At 54.4% G+C, this 16,403-nt stretch carries 28 protein-coding genes; 3 read left to right on the top strand and 25 right to left on the bottom strand.

All coding sequences use genetic code 11. From position 1 onward, the window contains the following. Positions 1–31 precede the first annotated feature (31 nt). The 17 genes from rplR to rplB all read right to left on the bottom strand — a co-directional run bounded on the left by rplR (position 32) and on the right by rplB (position 8,278). Complete coding sequence (rplR, locus tag AC2FHX_RS19555; RefSeq protein ID WP_142639780.1) at positions 32–391, bottom strand: 50S ribosomal protein L18; 360 nt, start codon at positions 389–391, stop codon at positions 32–34. A gap of 11 nt (positions 392–402) precedes the next feature. Next, entirely contained in the window at positions 403–936 is a 534-nt protein-coding gene (gene rplF, locus AC2FHX_RS19550) for a 50S ribosomal protein L6 (RefSeq protein ID WP_058272374.1), read from the bottom strand. 12 nt (positions 937–948) lie between these two features. Continuing rightward, complete coding sequence (gene rpsH, locus AC2FHX_RS19545) at positions 949–1,341, bottom strand: 30S ribosomal protein S8 (protein ID WP_142639782.1); 393 nt, start codon at positions 1,339–1,341, stop codon at positions 949–951. 13 nt (positions 1,342–1,354) lie between these two features. Further along, on the bottom strand, positions 1,355–1,660 hold the full coding sequence (gene rpsN / locus AC2FHX_RS19540) for a 30S ribosomal protein S14 (protein WP_142639784.1): 306 nt from the start codon (positions 1,658–1,660) through the stop codon (positions 1,355–1,357). Between the two features lie 19 nt (positions 1,661–1,679). Continuing rightward, entirely contained in the window at positions 1,680–2,240 is a 561-nt protein-coding gene (rplE, locus tag AC2FHX_RS19535) for a 50S ribosomal protein L5 (protein ID WP_142639786.1), read from the bottom strand. Then, a complete protein-coding gene (rplX, locus tag AC2FHX_RS19530) occupies positions 2,233–2,544 on the bottom strand; it encodes a 50S ribosomal protein L24 (protein ID WP_142639787.1) in 312 nt (103 codons plus the stop codon). Before rplX ends, rplE begins: the two co-directional genes overlap by 8 nt. A gap of 2 nt (positions 2,545–2,546) precedes the next feature. Beyond that, positions 2,547–2,915: a 50S ribosomal protein L14 gene (gene rplN / locus AC2FHX_RS19525; protein WP_005621870.1), complete on the bottom strand. Its 369-nt coding sequence runs from the start codon at positions 2,913–2,915 to the stop codon at positions 2,547–2,549. A 76-nt stretch (positions 2,916–2,991) separates the two neighbouring features. Then, entirely contained in the window at positions 2,992–3,222 is a 231-nt protein-coding gene (gene rpsQ, locus AC2FHX_RS19520) for a 30S ribosomal protein S17 (RefSeq protein WP_037311742.1), read from the bottom strand. Between the two features lie 4 nt (positions 3,223–3,226). Continuing rightward, positions 3,227–3,433, bottom strand: coding sequence for a 50S ribosomal protein L29 (rpmC, locus tag AC2FHX_RS19515; protein ID WP_074736205.1), 207 nt, complete (start codon positions 3,431–3,433; stop codon positions 3,227–3,229). Between the two features lie 244 nt (positions 3,434–3,677). After that, positions 3,678–4,289 carry a hypothetical protein gene (locus AC2FHX_RS19510; RefSeq protein ID WP_142639789.1) on the bottom strand — a complete coding sequence of 204 codons (612 nt, stop codon included), beginning with the start codon at positions 4,287–4,289 and terminating at the stop codon, positions 3,678–3,680. A 171-nt stretch (positions 4,290–4,460) separates the two neighbouring features. Next, the gene (locus AC2FHX_RS19505; protein ID WP_010437077.1) at positions 4,461–4,667 is read right to left on the bottom strand and encodes a cold-shock protein; all 207 of its coding nucleotides are present in this window, start codon (positions 4,665–4,667) and stop codon (positions 4,461–4,463) included. Positions 4,668–4,870: 203 nt separating this feature from the next. Then, complete coding sequence (locus AC2FHX_RS19500) at positions 4,871–5,491, bottom strand: 2OG-Fe(II) oxygenase family protein (protein WP_142639790.1); 621 nt, start codon at positions 5,489–5,491, stop codon at positions 4,871–4,873. Positions 5,492–5,633: 142 nt separating this feature from the next. Continuing rightward, entirely contained in the window at positions 5,634–6,047 is a 414-nt protein-coding gene (gene rplP / locus AC2FHX_RS19495; protein ID WP_085823145.1) for a 50S ribosomal protein L16, read from the bottom strand. Between the two features lie 12 nt (positions 6,048–6,059). Further along, complete coding sequence (gene rpsC, locus AC2FHX_RS19490) at positions 6,060–6,770, bottom strand: 30S ribosomal protein S3 (protein WP_037311761.1); 711 nt, start codon at positions 6,768–6,770, stop codon at positions 6,060–6,062. Next, positions 6,770–7,150: a 50S ribosomal protein L22 gene (gene rplV / locus AC2FHX_RS19485; protein WP_039538267.1), complete on the bottom strand. Its 381-nt coding sequence runs from the start codon at positions 7,148–7,150 to the stop codon at positions 6,770–6,772. The genes rpsC and rplV overlap by 1 nt, the downstream gene beginning before the upstream one ends. 3 nt (positions 7,151–7,153) lie before the next feature. Beyond that, the gene (gene rpsS, locus AC2FHX_RS19480; RefSeq protein ID WP_005980699.1) at positions 7,154–7,432 is read right to left on the bottom strand and encodes a 30S ribosomal protein S19; all 279 of its coding nucleotides are present in this window, start codon (positions 7,430–7,432) and stop codon (positions 7,154–7,156) included. A 3-nt stretch (positions 7,433–7,435) separates the two neighbouring features. Beyond that, entirely contained in the window at positions 7,436–8,278 is an 843-nt protein-coding gene (rplB, locus tag AC2FHX_RS19475) for a 50S ribosomal protein L2 (protein ID WP_271951974.1), read from the bottom strand. A gap of 316 nt (positions 8,279–8,594) precedes the next feature. Between rplB and AC2FHX_RS19470 the strand changes: the two genes are divergently transcribed. Both AC2FHX_RS19470 and AC2FHX_RS19465 read left to right on the top strand, forming a co-directional pair. After that, positions 8,595–9,341, top strand: coding sequence for an FRG domain-containing protein (locus AC2FHX_RS19470; RefSeq protein WP_496703486.1), 747 nt, complete (start codon positions 8,595–8,597; stop codon positions 9,339–9,341). Further along, on the top strand, positions 9,338–10,450 hold the full coding sequence (locus AC2FHX_RS19465) for a DUF262 domain-containing protein (RefSeq protein ID WP_496703488.1): 1,113 nt from the start codon (positions 9,338–9,340) through the stop codon (positions 10,448–10,450). Before AC2FHX_RS19470 ends, AC2FHX_RS19465 begins: the two co-directional genes overlap by 4 nt. 143 nt (positions 10,451–10,593) lie before the next feature. Here the strand turns inward: AC2FHX_RS19465 and AC2FHX_RS19460 are convergent, their stop codons facing one another. From AC2FHX_RS19460 to AC2FHX_RS19425, 8 genes are all read right to left on the bottom strand, one after another. Further along, positions 10,594–10,770, bottom strand: coding sequence for a hypothetical protein (locus AC2FHX_RS19460; protein ID WP_496703490.1), 177 nt, complete (start codon positions 10,768–10,770; stop codon positions 10,594–10,596). An 80-nt stretch (positions 10,771–10,850) separates the two neighbouring features. After that, complete coding sequence (locus AC2FHX_RS19455) at positions 10,851–11,885, bottom strand: fatty acid desaturase (protein WP_496691897.1); 1,035 nt, start codon at positions 11,883–11,885, stop codon at positions 10,851–10,853. A 170-nt stretch (positions 11,886–12,055) separates the two neighbouring features. Continuing rightward, on the bottom strand, positions 12,056–12,352 hold the full coding sequence (locus AC2FHX_RS19450) for a 50S ribosomal protein L23 (RefSeq protein WP_142639794.1): 297 nt from the start codon (positions 12,350–12,352) through the stop codon (positions 12,056–12,058). Beyond that, complete coding sequence (gene rplD, locus AC2FHX_RS19445; protein WP_050605826.1) at positions 12,349–12,966, bottom strand: 50S ribosomal protein L4; 618 nt, start codon at positions 12,964–12,966, stop codon at positions 12,349–12,351. Before rplD ends, AC2FHX_RS19450 begins: the two co-directional genes overlap by 4 nt. Beyond that, positions 12,963–13,688, bottom strand: coding sequence for a 50S ribosomal protein L3 (rplC, locus tag AC2FHX_RS19440; RefSeq protein ID WP_142639796.1), 726 nt, complete (start codon positions 13,686–13,688; stop codon positions 12,963–12,965). Before rplC ends, rplD begins: the two co-directional genes overlap by 4 nt. An 18-nt stretch (positions 13,689–13,706) precedes the next feature. Next, positions 13,707–14,021: a 30S ribosomal protein S10 gene (gene rpsJ, locus AC2FHX_RS19435; RefSeq protein ID WP_008756422.1), complete on the bottom strand. Its 315-nt coding sequence runs from the start codon at positions 14,019–14,021 to the stop codon at positions 13,707–13,709. Positions 14,022–14,297: 276 nt separating this feature from the next. Continuing rightward, positions 14,298–14,492 carry a hypothetical protein gene (locus AC2FHX_RS19430; RefSeq protein ID WP_282022291.1) on the bottom strand — a complete coding sequence of 65 codons (195 nt, stop codon included), beginning with the start codon at positions 14,490–14,492 and terminating at the stop codon, positions 14,298–14,300. 280 nt (positions 14,493–14,772) lie between these two features. Continuing rightward, positions 14,773–15,525: an FkbM family methyltransferase gene (locus AC2FHX_RS19425; protein ID WP_271951961.1), complete on the bottom strand. Its 753-nt coding sequence runs from the start codon at positions 15,523–15,525 to the stop codon at positions 14,773–14,775. A 256-nt stretch (positions 15,526–15,781) separates the two neighbouring features. On the opposite strand from AC2FHX_RS19425, the gene AC2FHX_RS19420 reads away from it, so the two are divergent. Further along, the gene (locus tag AC2FHX_RS19420) at positions 15,782–16,123 is read left to right on the top strand and encodes a RidA family protein (RefSeq protein WP_142639802.1); all 342 of its coding nucleotides are present in this window, start codon (positions 15,782–15,784) and stop codon (positions 16,121–16,123) included. The last annotated feature ends 280 nt before the right edge of the window (positions 16,124–16,403 follow it).

Genomic DNA, 16,403 nt, shown 5'->3' with positions numbered 1-16,403 from the left:
ATCGGGGCAGCTGAGGCGCTGCCCGCAAGTCTTAGATCTTCAGACCACCTTCACGCGCAGCGTCGGCGACAGCCTTCACTTTGCCGTGGAACAGGAAGCCGCCACGATCGAAATAAGCCTCTTCGACGCCTGCCTTCTTGGCACGCTCGGCGATGGCTGCGCCCACTTTCGTAGCCGCTTCGACGTTGTTTGTGCCAACTACACCCAGATCTTTTTCCAGGGTCGAGGCCGAGGCCAGGGTCACGCCACGAACGTCGTCGATCAGCTGAGCGCTGATGTTCTTGTTCGAACGGTGAACCGACAGGCGTACACGACCTGCATTGACCTTGCGAAGTTTGTTCCGAACGCGCAGGCGGCGCTTCAGAAACAGGGTTCTTTTGCTGTTTGCCATTGTTTGCGTCCTTACTTCTTCTTGCCTTCTTTGCGGAAGATGAATTCGCCCTTATAGCGGATACCCTTGCCTTTATACGGCTCGGGACGGCGCCATTCGCGGATTTTCGCCGCGACTTCGCCCACCTGCTGCTGGTCGTTACCTTCCACAATGATCACGGTCTGCTTCGGTGCGGTGATGGTGACACCCTCCGGAGCAACGAAATCAACGTCGTGGCTGTAGCCCAGGTTCAGCTTCAGGGTGTTCCCCTGCATCTGAGCCCGGTAACCAACACCCTGGATCTCCAGCTCTTTTTTGAAGCCTTCGGTCACACCGGTTACCAGATTGGCAACCATGGTGCGGCTCATGCCCCATTGCTGACGGGCACGTTTGGACATGCCACGCGGGTTGATTTGAACCACATTGTCTTCGACCGACAGCGTAACGTCATCAGTCGCAGTGAAGCTACGGGCACCTTTCGGGCCTTTGACTTCGATGGTCTGGCCGGAAACCGAGGCGGTTACACCGCTGGGCAGTTCGACCGGACGTTTACCAATACGAGACATTGACAGACCTCCTTAGAAGACGGTGCAGAGCACTTCGCCGCCAACATTGTTGGAGCGTGCATTCTGGTCCGACATCACACCTTTCGGAGTGCTGACAATCGACACACCCAGACCCTGACGGACCTGCGGGATGTCATTGACGCCCATGTATACGCGACGACCGGGCTTGGAGACCCGCTTCAACTCGCGAATGACAGGGGTGCCTTCGTAGTATTTCAGGCTGATTTCGATGGCCGGATGACCGTTTTCACCGGTCATCTTTTCGTAGCCACGGATGTAACCTTCGTCCGCCAGCACGTCCAGAACCCAAGCGCGCAGTTTCGACGCCGGAGTGTTTACAGTGGACTTGCCGCGCATTTGCGCGTTGCGGATACGGGTGAGCATATCGCCGATAGGATCGTTCATATCTATGTCTCCCTTACCAGCTCGATTTCACCATGCCGGGGATCTGACCTGCAGAACCCAGCTCGCGCAGCATGATACGGCTGACCTTCAGCTTACGATAGTAAGCATGAGGACGACCTGTCAGCTGACAGCGGTTGTGAAGACGAGTTGCCGAGCTGTTGCGCGGCAGTTTCGCCAGTTTCAGACGCGCTTTGAAACGCTCTTCCATCGGCTTGCTCTCGTCATTCGCGATTTCTTTCAGCTCGGCACGCTTTGCGGCATATTTGGCCACCAGGCGTTCGCGCTTCTTCTCGCGTTCGATCATTGCTTTTTTAGCCATGTCTCAATCCTCCCGGCGCTTAAGCGTTGAACGGCATGTTGAACGCTTTCAACAGGCTTTTCGCTTCAGCGTCGGTTTTCGCTGTGGTGGCAATTACGATATCCAGGCCCCAGACCTCGTCGACCTTGTCGAAGTCGATTTCCGGGAACACGATGTGCTCTTTCATGCCCATGGCAAAGTTGCCACGACCATCGAAAGAAGGCTTAACACCGCGGAAGTCACGAACGCGCGGCAGCGCGATGGTGATCAGACGATCCAGGAATTCATACATCCGGTCACCGCGCAGGGTAACTTTCGCACCCAGCGGCATGTCTTCACGGACGCGGAAACCCGCGATCGACTTCTTCGCCAGTGTTGCAACAGCCTTTTGGCCTGCAATCGCGGTCAGATCTTCAACAGCGGCTTTCGCCTTCTTCGAGTCTCTGACGGCCTCTGCACCACAACCGATGTTCAGAACGATCTTTTCCAGCTTGGGCAGCTGCATATCGCTCTTGTAACCGAACTCTTCTTTCAGAGCGGCACGGATGGTTTCAGCGTACTGAGCTTTCAGACGCGGGGTGTAGGTTGCGGTATCAAGCATCGATCACGTCCCCCGTGGTCTTGGCAAAACGAACCTTCTTGTCACCTTCCATGCGGAAGCCAACGCGGGTTGCTTTACCGTTTTTGTCCAGCAGAGCCAGGTTCGACAGCTCAATCGGGTTTGCCTGAGGCAGGCGACCACCTTGCGAGGTCTGCGACTGGCGGGTGTGGCGAATGGCGATGTTCACGCCATCAACAACGGCTTTACCGGCTTTCGGGTCGACCGAGGTGATAGTTCCCTCTTTGCCCTTGTCCTTGCCAGCCAGCACGACGACCTTGTCGCCTTTGCGGAGTTTAGCAGCCATGATTACAGCACCTCCGGAGCAAGCGAGATGATTTTCATGAAGTTCTTCGCGCGCAGTTCACGAACAACAGGGCCAAAGATACGGGTACCTACGGGCTCGTTGTTGTTGTTCAGAATGACGGCGGCGTTGCGATCGAAACGGATCGCGGTGCCGTCTTCGCGACGGACTTCTTTGGCGGTGCGTACGACGACGGCCTTACGGACGTCACCTTTCTTTACGCGGCCGCGTGGGATGGCTTCCTTCACCGAGACGACAATGATGTCGCCTACAGAGGCGTATTTACGCTTGGAACCACCCAGGACCTTGATGCACTGAACTCGGCGTGCGCCGGAGTTGTCAGCGACATCCAGATTGGTCTGCATCTGGATCATGTGGTTTCTCCCGACCTGTGGGGGCTGGTCTTGTTAGATCCCCCAGGGTTTCGACAAATGGGAAAATCCCGGAGGCTTACGCTTCCAGAACTTCCCAACGTTTCGTCTTCGATTTCGGCGCGCATTCGATGATGCGAACTGTATCGCCGACCTTGAAGGCGTTCTTTTCATCGTGAGCCCGGTATTTCTTGGACTTACGGATGGTTTTCTTCAGAACCGGATGCGTAAAGCGGCGCTCGACGGATACGGTTACAGTCTGTGCGTTGGCATCGCTCGTTACGGTGCCGGAAAGGATACGCTTAGGCATAGGATTACTCCTCCGATGCCGCAGCAGCGGCCTTTTCGTTCAGGATGGTTTTAACGCGGGCGGCGTTGCGGCGGGCCGCTTTGATGCCAGCGGTGCTTTCCATCTGACCGGTTGCCTGTTGAAAGCGCAGGTTAAAGCTTTCTTTCTTCAGGTTGGCCAGTTCCTCGCGGAGCTGGTCAGGGGTCTTGTCACGCAGTTCTTGGGCGTTCATCGCCTTTTCCTTTGCTCAAAACACCAGAAGGCCCCTATGCAGGGTCACCTTTGACCTGGTGGATGAATGATAGACATACGAATCCCCCGACTCGGCCGGGGGAACGCAAGATGCCGCTCTATAGGGGGTTCTGGGGTGGGTGGCAAGGGAAAGTATGGAGGATTGATCGAGAGGCCGTTTTTAGCGCTCTGCTCACTTGAGCAACCAGCGGCGGGCACGAGATGTTTGAACCGAATTTGGAAGCCTATTCGCTCTTGGAGCGAATTCCATCGAAACCTCTTCCCCAAACCAATCCAGAGTTCGGCAGCATATGCGCCTGCTTCAAAACTATCTTTAGCTCTGGAGAATACAGCACCTTTACCGTTCGTTCGTCATCCCCTGATACATGCTCACGCACCAGAACTTCCCAAACTTTGTATTTACACGTTCCAACCCGTTCAATTCGATTTTTCTGGAACTCAACCGTTACAGTGCCGAGTAAGGCTTCTTTATCGCCATCTTGTATCGTGAAGCCTGACTGCCACTCTTTTTGCTGCTCTAGGTCATCTAAGGAACTAACTGATTGCTCGTATGAACGCTTTGAGGCGGTGAACTTCATAAAGGTCTCGCCGAACAGCAAAGGATGCGCGTAGTGGCTAGCGAAACCTATGCGCCTAGAGTCTTCGGTTCTCAACTCAACGACAAACCCCGTCTCAACAACGGTTTGAACTCGTAAAAGCCATGTTCCGCCATAGTCCAACCAGACGCCTTTACCGACATCTACACGGGTTGGGCACGTCGCAAGTGCAGGTGCGACGGCCAACGCCAAAAAAAGTGAAACCGCTAGTACAACCTTTGCTGGTTTTGGCGCGCCCATGGTTTACTCCCACAAAATAGAAAAGCTGGCATTAATCCCGCCACCCTAGGCCTCGTTGACAGGTGCGTTGAATGCACCAGCCATTACAGCATGTAGACATCCCACTCACAAACGCAAAACGCGGCCTCGTTTGCACGAGACCGCGTCTTCAACTGTCTAAGTCTGAGTGACTTACGCCAGAGCGATGTTCACAGCCGACTCACGACCGTCACGGCCGGGTTCGATGTCGAACGTTACTTTCTGGTCGTCGGCCAGGCCGGTCAGACCCGAGCGCTCGACAGCAGAGATGTGTACAAACACGTCTTTGCCACCGGTCTCCGGTGCGATGAAGCCAAAACCTTTAGTTGTGTTGAACCATTTTACGGTGCCGTTGGCCATATCCGTAGTCTCCTAGTAAATTGCTGTCCGCGGAATTGCGACAGCGCGGCGTTGTCGGTCTGGATCGAAAGACTGAACGCCGATATTCGGGAGACAGTGGTCGAAAAAGAAAAACGTAAGCGCCCCCCACATCGTTTATCTGACGACACAATGCAAGAACTTTTCACACATTCCTTTGAATCAGAGTCCCTTAAACGACCGTGCTAGTCCCATTTATAGTTAAAGCTGACGGAAATCCGCTCATCCTCGGCCATGTTCATCGGCACCTCGTGGCGCAACCAGCTCTCCCATAGCAAGACATCGCCAACCTGAGGCTTCACATAGATGAATGGCTGCAGGTCCCGACGCCCCCCTTTCATACGCGTGGGCGCTGCCATCATGCGGCCCGAGCGCGGGTCTTCAAGCTTCAGCGCGCTAGCGCCTTCGGGCATCGAAACATAAGTCGTGCCCGAGATCACGCTGTGTGGGTGCAGGTGGCTGGAGTGCATTCCGCCCTCGGGCAAAATGTTGATCCAAAGGTCTTCAAGCTTTAGTTCACCCTCACCCAGATCAAACTCCAGATCCTTAGCAAAAGCTGCAACGTGCTGGTCCAGCACCTTAACCAGATCGGCAAAGATCGGAAACCGCCAGGGCAGATCGGTCAGCGAGGCATAGCTGGTGTAGCCGGGATACCCGTTCTCTTCACACCAGTCCTGCCCGGCCTCATCATCCTCGGCGATGACAAGACAGGAGCTTTCCAGCTCCTCCGGGTCGATCTTGGGATCAAACTCGGACAAAGCTGCACGATAGAGACGGGTGACAAAAAGTGATTCAATCTGTGCCATGGGTCTGTCTTAAACCAGCCTCTCGATGAAGGCGATGGGTGTTTTGCGAGGCTGTGGCGGAGCAACGCCATCAAACCAAAAAACCCCGCCGGTTTCCCGACGGGGGTCAATCTTGTCGCGAGCGGGGTCGCCCCCGGGTCGCTTACCAGTCTTCGCGAACCACGACGCGAGTCTTGATCGGCAGCTTCATCGCAGCCAGGCGCAGGGCCTCGCGGGCGATGTCGTCATTGACGCCGTCGATTTCGAACATCACGCGGCCAGGCTTGACTTTGCATGCCCAGCGGTCGACCGAACCTTTACCTTTACCCATACGAACTTCGATCGGCTTAGCCGTAACCGGAGTGTCGGGGAAGATGCGGATCCAGACGCGACCCTGACGCTTCATGTGACGCGTCATGGCACGACGTGCAGCTTCGATCTGGCGTGCAGTTACACGCTCAGGCTCAAGAGCTTTCAGTCCATAGGTGCCAAAGTTCAGATCAGAGCCGCCCTTGGCTTCACCCTTGATCCGGCCTTTGTGCATCTTGCGGAATTTAGTACGCTTTGGTTGAAGCATATCTTTCCCTCCTTAGCGACGACCGCCACCAGCACCACGAGGTGCAGGGCCGTCCTGGAGTTCCTGTGCTTTACGGTCACGTGCCTGCGGATCGTGCTCCATGATCTCACCTTTGAAGATCCAGACCTTGATCCCGATGATCCCATAAGGAGTCATCGCTTCGGCTTGTGCGTAATCGATGTCGGCGCGCAGCGTGTGCAGAGGCACACGGCCTTCGCGGTACCACTCGGTCCGTGCGATTTCGGCGCCACCCAGACGGCCAGCGACGTTCACCCGGATACCCAGAGAGCCCATACGCATGGCGTTCTGAACAGACCGCTTCATCGCGCGACGGAACGAAACCCGGCGCTCCAGCTGCTGAGCGATAGACTCGGCAACCAGCTGCGCGTCAAGCTCGGGCTTGCGCACTTCGACGATGTTCAGGTGCAATTCGCTGTCTGTCATCAGGGCGATTTTCTTGCGCAGAACTTCAATGTCCGCGCCTTTCTTGCCGATGATGACACCCGGACGTGCAGTGTGGATCGTAACGCGGCACTTCTTGTGCGGACGTTCGATGATCACACGAGCGATGCCGGCTTGCTTGCACTCTTTGTTGATGAACTCACGGATCTTCAGATCTTCCAGCAGAAGATCACCGTAGTCCTTGGTGTCGGCGTACCAGCGGCTGTCCCAGGTGCGGTTCACCTGAAGGCGCATGCCGATCGGATTTACTTTATGACCCATTAGGCTTGCTCCTCAACTTGACGCACCTTGATGGTGATCTCCGAGAACGGCTTCATGATCTTGCCGAAACGGCCACGGGCCCGGGGGCGACCGCGTTTCATGACCAGGTTCTTACCAACCCATGCTTCGGCAACGATCAGCTCGTCGACGTCCAGGTTGTGGTTGTTCTCAGCGTTGGCGATTGCGGACTGCAGGCACTTTTTGACGTCCTGCGCGACACGCTTGTTCGAGAAAGTCAGGTCGGTCAGGGCCTTCTCAACTTTCTTGCCGCGGATCATCTGCGCAACCAGGTTCAGTTTCTGCGGGCTGGTACGGAGCATGCGCGTTTTCGCCATTGCTTCGTTTTCAGCCACGCGGCGGGGGTTCTTTTCCTTGCCCATGACTTACTTCCGCTTCGCTTTTTTGTCAGCGGCGTGACCGTAATAGGTACGAGTCGGTGAATACTCACCGAACTTCTGACCGATCATGTCTTCCGAGACGTTGACGGGGATATGCTTCTGGCCGTTATACACACCAAAGGTCAGACCCACGAACTGGGGCAGAATGGTGGAACGACGCGACCAGATTTTGATGACTTCGTTGCGGCCCGACTCGCGCGCTGCTTCGGCTTTTTTCAGCACGTAAGCATCGACGAAAGGACCCTTCCAAACAGAGCGAGACATGGATTAACGTCCCTTCTTCTTGGCGTGCCGCGAGCGGATGATCAGCTTCTGGGACGCTTTGTTTTTGTTGCGAGTACGCTTACCCTTGGTGTCCTTACCCCAAGGCGTAACCGGTGTACGGCCACCCGAGGTACGGCCTTCACCACCACCGTGCGGGTGATCGATCGGGTTCATTGCGACACCACGAACCGACGGACGTACGCCTTTGTGGCGCATACGACCGGCTTTACCGAGGTTCTGGTTGCTGTTGTCGGGGTTGGACACGGCACCAACGGTGGCCATGCATTCCTGACGAACCATGCGCAGCTCGCCCGAGCTCAGACGGATCTGAGCATAACCGCCATCGCGGCCTACGAATTGCGCGTAAGTACCGGCCGCACGTGCGATCTGACCGCCTTTACCAGGCTTCATCTCGATGTTGTGGACAATGGTACCAATAGGCATACCCGAGAACGGCATTGCGTTGCCCGGCTTGATGTCGGCCTTGGCCGAAGCCACAACCTTGTCACCAATAGCCAGACGCTGCGGAGCCAGGATATAGGCCTGCTCGCCGTCTTCGTATTTTACCAGTGCGATGAACGCGGTCCGGTTCGGGTCATATTCGATCCGTTCAACGGTTGCCGCGACATCAAATTTATTCCGTTTGAAGTCAACGATCCGGTAGAGACGCTTTGCGCCACCGCCGCGGCGGCGTGAAGTGATCCGTCCGGTGTTGTTCCGGCCGCCCGATTTGGTCAAACCCTCAGTGAGAGACTTGACCGGACGTCCTTTCCAAAGCTCCGAACGGTCGATCAGCACCAGCCCGCGCTGGCCCGGCGTCGTCGGCTTGTACGACTTGAGTGCCATGCTTTCTGTCTTCCGTTTAGCAAGTGCGAGGCAGTGCCCCGCTATGTGATAGGCCCCCGTAGGTGCCAAGGGTATAGGGCCCCGAAGGTCCCCGGTTTCAAATATCATAGGCCCCGGAACGAATCCGAGGCCGTAAGATTGGGTGCATATAGCTGTGTTGGGGGTGGGTGTCTATAGGGGAGCGACGTAATATGTATTGCATAGCATGCGGCAGGACAGACATAAGGCTGGATCTAATTAAAAACTGCAATCATGGGTTGAATGCCTGTGGGCATTCTCTAAAACTGGCGCCAGGGCACATTAGACGGAAGCCATTATGAATGAAGAGCATAAAGTTGAAAGCGTTGGGGATTTAGTAGGAGTTATTAAGTCATTGAAGGAGACGACCTCTGGAACCCTTTGGTTTCGAGGTCAGGCCGATATAGAGTGGCGCTTGCTTCCTGGGTTGATGCGAAAAGAGACCCACGTTTCGGAAACCACCCTGCTCAATCGGTTTAAACAAAGCGCTGCTATGCTCGCTGACAAACACCCCGAAAACTCCTTTGATTGGGTGTTCCTGATGCAGCACTATGGTGTGCCCACACGATTATTGGATTGGTCGGAAAGCCCCTTGGCCGCGCTTTTCTTTGCAATCAACTCACCGCCTGAAAACGGTTCTGACTCAGCCTTTTGGGTTCTGTCACCTGCCGAGTTGAACAAGAATGCAAATATTGTGGACAAAGACGAAGGAGATTACATTCCTTCTTTCGACGACGATGAAGTTCAAGGTTACAAAACAGAAGCAGTACGGCAACAAGCCAGATTGGAGCTTTTCCCAATCGCCACCATAGCTACCCGAAACAACCCACGGATTCAGGCGCAACTAGGCACCTTCACCATCCACCACAACAAGTCGGTTCCGATTGAAGAAGTTGGCAACGGTTCTCATGTACTCAGGGTTAGAATACCAAACAACAGCAGACAAAACATCTCCGAGGAATTGGCGATCTTAGGAGTAAATCGATTTTCGCTGTTCCCAGAACTTGAGAGTATTGGCAGCACTTTGAAGGAGTTGGTCGAATGAGCTACGTTGAAACGTCAGCGCTAAAAAACGCGACCATTATGTTGCTTCATGCCGAAAAATTAGAAATCGATCTTAACCCCGACTACCAACGATCCGGCGGAGTTTGGACTCTCTCCAAACGTAGGTTGCTAATCGACTCGATTTTGAATGACTACGACATACCCAAGCTATATTTCCATCAGCTTTCACAGAAAGACGTCCAAGAAAGTGGTTTTCGATACGCAGTAATAGACGGAAGGCAACGCTTGGAAACTATATGGAACTTCATCGAAGGGAAATTCGCACTGTCTCAAGACTTCGAGTATCAGCGTGACAAAACCGTCGAGATGGAGGGGTTCAAATACGAGGACATAGCCCAGAAGTACCCAAAGATTCGAATAAAGTTCGATTCATTCGTACTACCCATTGTGACGGTAACAACAACAGATAACGATTTAGACCTAATCGAGGATATGTTCAGTAGGTTGAATGAGGCGGTACCCTTGAATGCTGCCGAAAAAAGAAATGCCATCGGCGGAGACTTGGTTTCGGCTATTAACTCAATCTCAAAGGCTCCATATTTTACAGAGAAGGTAAAATTTACCGACTCACGATACAGGCATCGAGAAGTTGCAGCACGTATTCTGCTACTAGAAGATGCGCTGCAGTCGGGGTTGCCTCTAGTTGACACAAAAAGAGAATACCTAGATGGCCTAGCAAAACGTTACAAAGACGGCCATTCTGAGAAGATCAAACATCTCACTTCCTCAGTGGGAACCGTGCTCGAAGCTATGGCATCAAAGTTCGCCGATAAAGACGACTTGTTGAGCGCTCAAGGTATCCAAGGTGTTTATTACCTGATTTTTAGAACGGCACTTCAGTCAGACGAAATTGATCGAATAACACGGCAGGGCTTAAGCAGGTTTCGCACAGATCTTGCTGACAATCGTAACCGCGCCGCCGAAGATTACGAAAACGCATCCTTTGAGTTACTTGAGTTTGATCGCCTTAACCAGCAAGGAACCAATGATGCTAGCAGCATCAAAGAGCGCTATTTAATCCTAAGCAACTACCTCGGACTAGAACCAGACAAGTCAATATTCAGAACTAGAGAGCAAGTCACAGACTGAAAAACCCGCTTTCGTGGAGGCCTTTATCTCTCTCCAAAGACGCCTCTGATCAGAGAGCGGTGGACACGTCGATGGCGCTCCCCTCTTCCGGGGTCACATTTGCTTTTTGACGTCTTTCCGCTTGCCCAACTGGCCTCGCACGATCACTTCTTGTCGCGCGCGGCTTTCTCTTCTTTGGTCAGCTTGTTGTTCCAGACGTTGTTGCTCAAACCCAGCTCAGCGGGCGCGGGTTTGGTTTTTCCAACGCTGACTTTGCCTCCTTTATCCAGGAACTCCTGAATAAGGGCCTCATCTGTCGTTTCTTTGGGGACATGTTTCATAAGAGCGACCGTATCCGCATCACACGCCGGGGGCAACGACCGGATTTCCGGCTATCGTTCACACCCTCTGACCGATCCCGTCACCCATACAGCGCGCGCGCTTCGGCAAAGGATAACAGGCGGCGGTTTTTCTCATCCCACAGGTGCAGCCGCGCGTTGGCGAGGCTCTCGCGGATGGTCATCCTGTTGCTGTTGGCCAACTCGTCATGATCCCGCAGCACCTCGGTCAGGCGATAGAACGGGATACGGCTGTACAGATGGTGTACGTGGTGGATGCCGATATTGGCCGTGAACCACTGCAATACGGATGGCAGGATGTAATGCGAGCTGCCGTGCAGGGCGGCCTCGTGCAGTTGCCAGTCCTGATCCGGATCCCATTGCGTCTCTTCGAATTGGTGCTGGACGTAGAACAGCCAGACGCCAGCCGTTGCAGCGATCAGGGTCGAAGGCAGGAAAATCAGCAGAACCGGCATCAGGCCACCAAAATAGTAGATGGCCCCCAGTGCGGCCAGAATGGCCAGGTTCGTCGCCATCGCGCTGACCCAGAATTTCGGAATACCGGTCAAGCCAAGCGGGAGGCGGTTTTGAAACAGGAACAGATAGCCGGGCCCAAAGCCAAACAGGGTGATCGGGTGGCGATAGAGCCGGTAAAACAACCGGTTCAAGGGCGTCAGCGCCCGGTATTCGGCCACAGTCAGCGTATGGATGTCTCCCATCCCGCGCTTATCCAGATTGCCAGATGAGTTGTGATGCGAGGAATGTGTGCGCCGCCAAACATCGTAAGGCGTCAGCGTCAGCACCCCGAGCCCCCGACCGACCCAGTCACTGACCGTCCGGTTCGTAAAAAATGCCCCGTGACCGCAATCATGCTGAATGGCAAACAGGCGCAGCAGAAAGGCCGCGTTCAGAACCGAGATCGCAAGCGCTAGCCAATAGCTCACCGACAAAGACATCCAAGCCAAGGCCCAAAGCGCTATGAAGGGAACACAGGTAACCCCCAGCTCGAACCAGCTACGCGGTTGGCTTGGCTCCCGATATTTGGCCAGCGTCGACACCCAGTCCCGCGCGACAGTCACATCCGGGTTGTCCCGGGTCGAGAGAGTGGATTGGGTCATGCGCCTGCCATATCGTTTGTTTGTTCCATACCGGATAGACGACCCCACCGGCATAGCAATCATTTTCTGTTCGAGACGCTGGGAATGGCGCTCAACTTTTGGTGTCACTACCTAAAGAAAAACCCCCGCTTTCGCGGGGGTCTTAATGGTTTGTCCAAAGACAGGCCCGATCAAAGACCGGTGGAAATGTCGATGGTGTTACCCTCTTCAAGGGTCACATATGCTTTTTTGACGTCTTTCCGCTTGCCCAACTGGCCGCGGAACCGCTTGACCTTACCTTTGGTCACAGAGGTGTTCACCGCTTTGACCTTCACACCAAACAGTGCCTCAACGGCCTCTTTGATCTGTGGCTTGTTGCTGTCAATCGCAACCTCAAAGACAACCGCGCCGTTTTCGGACGCCATGGTCGACTTTTCGGTGATGATCGGCTTGCGGATCACGTCGTAGTGTTCTGCCTTCGCGCTCATTTCAGTCGAGCCTCCAGTGCTTCGACAGCCGCTTTGGTGAGCACCAGAGTGTCACGCTTGAGGATGTCATAAACGTTTGCACCCATCGACGGCAGGATATCCAGACCTTCGATGTTGCGCGACGCCTTCAGGAACCCTTCGTTCACGGTCGCCCCGTCGATGACCAGAGCGCGTTTCCAACCCAGGTTTGCAACCTGCTTGGCCAGAGCGGCGGTCTTGCCTTCGGCTTCGGCGTTCTCGATCACGACCAGTTCACCAGCTGCCATTTTGGCAGACAGCGCGTGGCGCAGACCAAGTTTACGGAACTTTTTCGGCAGGTCATGACCATGCGAACGTACGACCGGACCTTTGTAAACGCCACCACCCCGGAAGATCGGTGCCGAACGGGCGCCGTGGCGTGCGCCACCGGTGCCTTTTTGGCGATAGATCTTCTTGGTTGAGTAGGACACTTCCGAGCGGGTCTTGACCTTGTGGGTGCCAGCCTGCGCGTTGTTACGCTGCCAACGGACCACACGGTGCAGGATGTCCGCGCGCGGCTCCAGGCCGAACAGGTCCGCATCCAGCTCGATGTTGCCGGCTTTGCCGCCGTCCAGTTTGATTACATCAAGTTTCATGCTTCACCACCTTCCGCGGGAGCTTCTTCCGCAGGTGCTTCAGTTGCAGCCGATTTCACAGCAGCCGGGAAAGGCAGGCCTTCCGGTGCTTTCTTCTTGACGGCGTCCTTGACGGTAACCCAACCGGATTTCGGTCCGGGAACGGCGCCTTTGATGAAGACCAGACCACGGTCGGCGTCGGTTTTGACGACTTCCAGGTTCTGGGTGGTTACACGGGCAGCACCCATGTGACCGGCCATCTTTTTGCCTTTGAAAACCTTGCCCGGATCCTGACACTGGCCAGTTGAACCGTGCGAACGGTGGCTGATCGAAACACCGTGTGAGGCGCGAAGACCACCGAAGTTCCAGCGCTTCATTGCACCGGCAAAGCCTTTACCGATCGAAGTACCCGAAACGTCAACTTTCTGACCTTCCAGGAAATGCTCTGCCGAAATCTCGGCACCTACTTCGATCAGGCCATCTTCGGAGACGCGGAACTCGACCAGCTTACGCTTGGGTTCAACCTTGGCAGCGGCATAGTGACCGCGCATGGCTTTCGAGGTGCGTTTTGCCTTGGCAGCACCGGCACCCAGCTGAACAGCAGTATAGCCGTCCTTCTCGTCCGTGCGCTGTGCAACAACCTGCAGGTTGTCCAGGTGAAGAACGGTCACAGGGATCTGCTTGCCGTCTTCCATGAACAGGCGGGTCATGCCGACTTTTTTTGCGATAATACCAGAGCGCATAATCTATACCCTCCGATCTTACGACTGCAGCTTGATCTCGACGTCCACACCAGCAGCGAGGTCGAGCTTCATCAGCGCGTCAACGGTCTGGGGGGTCGGATCAACGATGTCGAGCAGACGCTTGTGCGTGCGGATCTCGAACTGGTCGCGGGATTTCTTGTCAACGTGAGGGCCACGGAGAACCGTGAACTTCTCGATCTTGTTCGGCAGCGGGATCGGGCCGCGCACGTTCGCGCCGGTCCGCTTGGCAGTGTTGACGATCTCTTGCGTGCTGGCATCCAGAACGCGATAGTCAAATGCCTTCAGCCGAATACGGATATTTTGGCTTTGCATAATAACAGCCTTTTATCAGGCGTTGAGGTTGAGAGGAGGACAAGCGCGCATCGCCAACCCTCATCGAACCCAAAAGGCGGGAATCACCCCGCCTTGATGTTCTTATAGAGAACTCGCGCGATCTACAGGGGTGTGAGGGGTTTGGCAAGGGGGGAAGTTCAAACAAGTCGAATGCGCTCACCTGGCTCATACCCTATGCGTAGATTTTCTGAATTTGGGTGTCGTGACAAGATCAACTCAATCTAAAATGGTCCACCAGATTCCTGTACTGAATGCTTAGGGATTTTCTTGGACAGACACAAAAAGCCAAAGCAAGATAATTGCCCCAAACGGGTTGATAAACAGTGCTGCCACTTGCCAAAGTAATCGATTTTGTCCGCGCCGCTCTGCCATATCCCCCACTAGCGCAAACAGTTGCCAGATCGCCCAGAGCAAAAAGGCCAAAAACAAGAGGATGAATATTGCTTCCATCGTGTGTCTTCACTCTGCCCTTGTTCGTAACGTTCGATATGTCATCAGTGCAACTGAGGCGATACATGTTTCTAACTTCAAATTGTTTGAGGCTTGCACGACCTCTTTCAGATTTGTGGGCGCAGAGTAACCTCATCTCGATCCGAACCTCTGTAAAGGCCGTCCTTTGAGGAGCGGCCACTTTCACGGATAGCGAAAAGCGGGGCGTCTCCCAGCGCGATTGGCTCAACGCCTTCGCGGGCAACACAACTCGCGTTGCATGCGGAAAGATGCCCTTAGACTATGTCTTGGCTACCCGTGCCGCCATACGAGACAGTCTGGTATCCTGATAGTCGAACACTGAGCTTTCGAATGGGGCAAAAATGGCATCGCAATCGGTCGCTTCTGCAGACGGTGGCCTGACGAATTCGTGTAGCTCAAACCCGTGATCTGCCATCGCGGCGACAAAATCGCTGAACCTATAACCGCCGTGATACCGGCGCCGTACAGAGACTTCAGCCAATACAAAGGTGCATTTTTTCAGCATCTCCGATGCACCTTTAATAACCTCGATTTCAAAACCTTCCGTGTCGATTTTCAATCCGAAAGGTTCCTTGTAGGAAGACGCAATCTCATCCAGTGTTTTTACCGGGACTTGTCGCTCTTCAACTTGCGAGGTGTGCTGGATTGCCGCTTCGTCAAACTCCTGCATCGTTGCCCGTGTGCCGAGCCAACGATCGCCAACTGTTGGAATTCGAAGAGTCGTCTGTCCGCTTTCGGCACCAACTCCGCAAGCATGGAAATCAAAATCGATCTTGTCGCCCCAGTTTTTCCGTACCTTGGTTTCGTAATCCGAAATGGGCTCAACCAACACAAACTTGGCTGCAGGGAAAGCTTCGTACAAATGCTCGGTTCCCGAGGCCACCCCGACATCGAATACTGTCTCGACCTCAAAACCCAGATTACCGATATAGGCACCCGTCTCCTTCATTGGCGAAACCTGATATCCTCGCCGCTTCAGGCGTTTGGACAGTCGTTCTACGGTTTCGTCCATGTCGAAGTATCCTTCTTGCGGTTTCGCCCGATGCAATCCACTGAAACCAACTAGAGAGCACTTCAACGGCAAAAGCGCAATCTGGTATACTGTGTCGCTGGCAAGCTAGCCTAGGCGTGGCGAAATGCTATCGACCCGGGCCGTCCCCGACCAGTTCAACTTTTCTGAAAGTTACTCAAGCGGTTTCCGTTTGCCATGCGGGGCATCTTATGACCATGAACGCGTGCATCAAACAGGAAACAGCGAGATCACTCCAATGATAGAACGCATCGAAACCGGCGAGAGATCGTCCAAAATCGTTAAACATAATGGTGTGGCCTATTTGACCGGGCAAGTCGCCGAAGGTGATACCATTCAGGAACAGGTGCGTATTTGCCTTGGGAAAATTGACGACCTGCTAGAGCGCGCAGGTTCATCACGGGAAAAGATGCTGCGTGTGACCATCTGGCTGGCCGATATGAAGGACTTTGCTGGTTTGAACGAGGTCTGGAATGCTTGGGTTCCTGCAGGATACGCACCTGCGAGGGCGTGTGGCGAAGCAAAACTAGCGCGGCCCGAACTGAAGGTGGAATTCATAGTGGACGCCGCATACGACTGAAGCATGCTGCTTCTTTAGGAATTCCCCCGTCTTGAACTACCAAATTCAAACAGAAAAAGCCCGCCCCGTTTGGGGCGGGCTTTTTTTGTTTCGACGGTTAGGTCTGAGACTATTCGACGAACGATCTCATCACCGCCTCCGATCACTCAACACTCTTTGGTGTACGACATGGGCGCGTCGCGGGCTTGTCGAGATCAAACGAGAAAGGGCGCCGGATGGGCGCCCTTTCCATTTGATCATTCGCTTGCGCGAATTACTCGACGATTTTCGACACAACGCC

This window comes from Ruegeria sp. CDSC042 (assembly GCF_059610745.1).
This window is presented reverse-complemented; position numbering and strand designations above follow the sequence as displayed.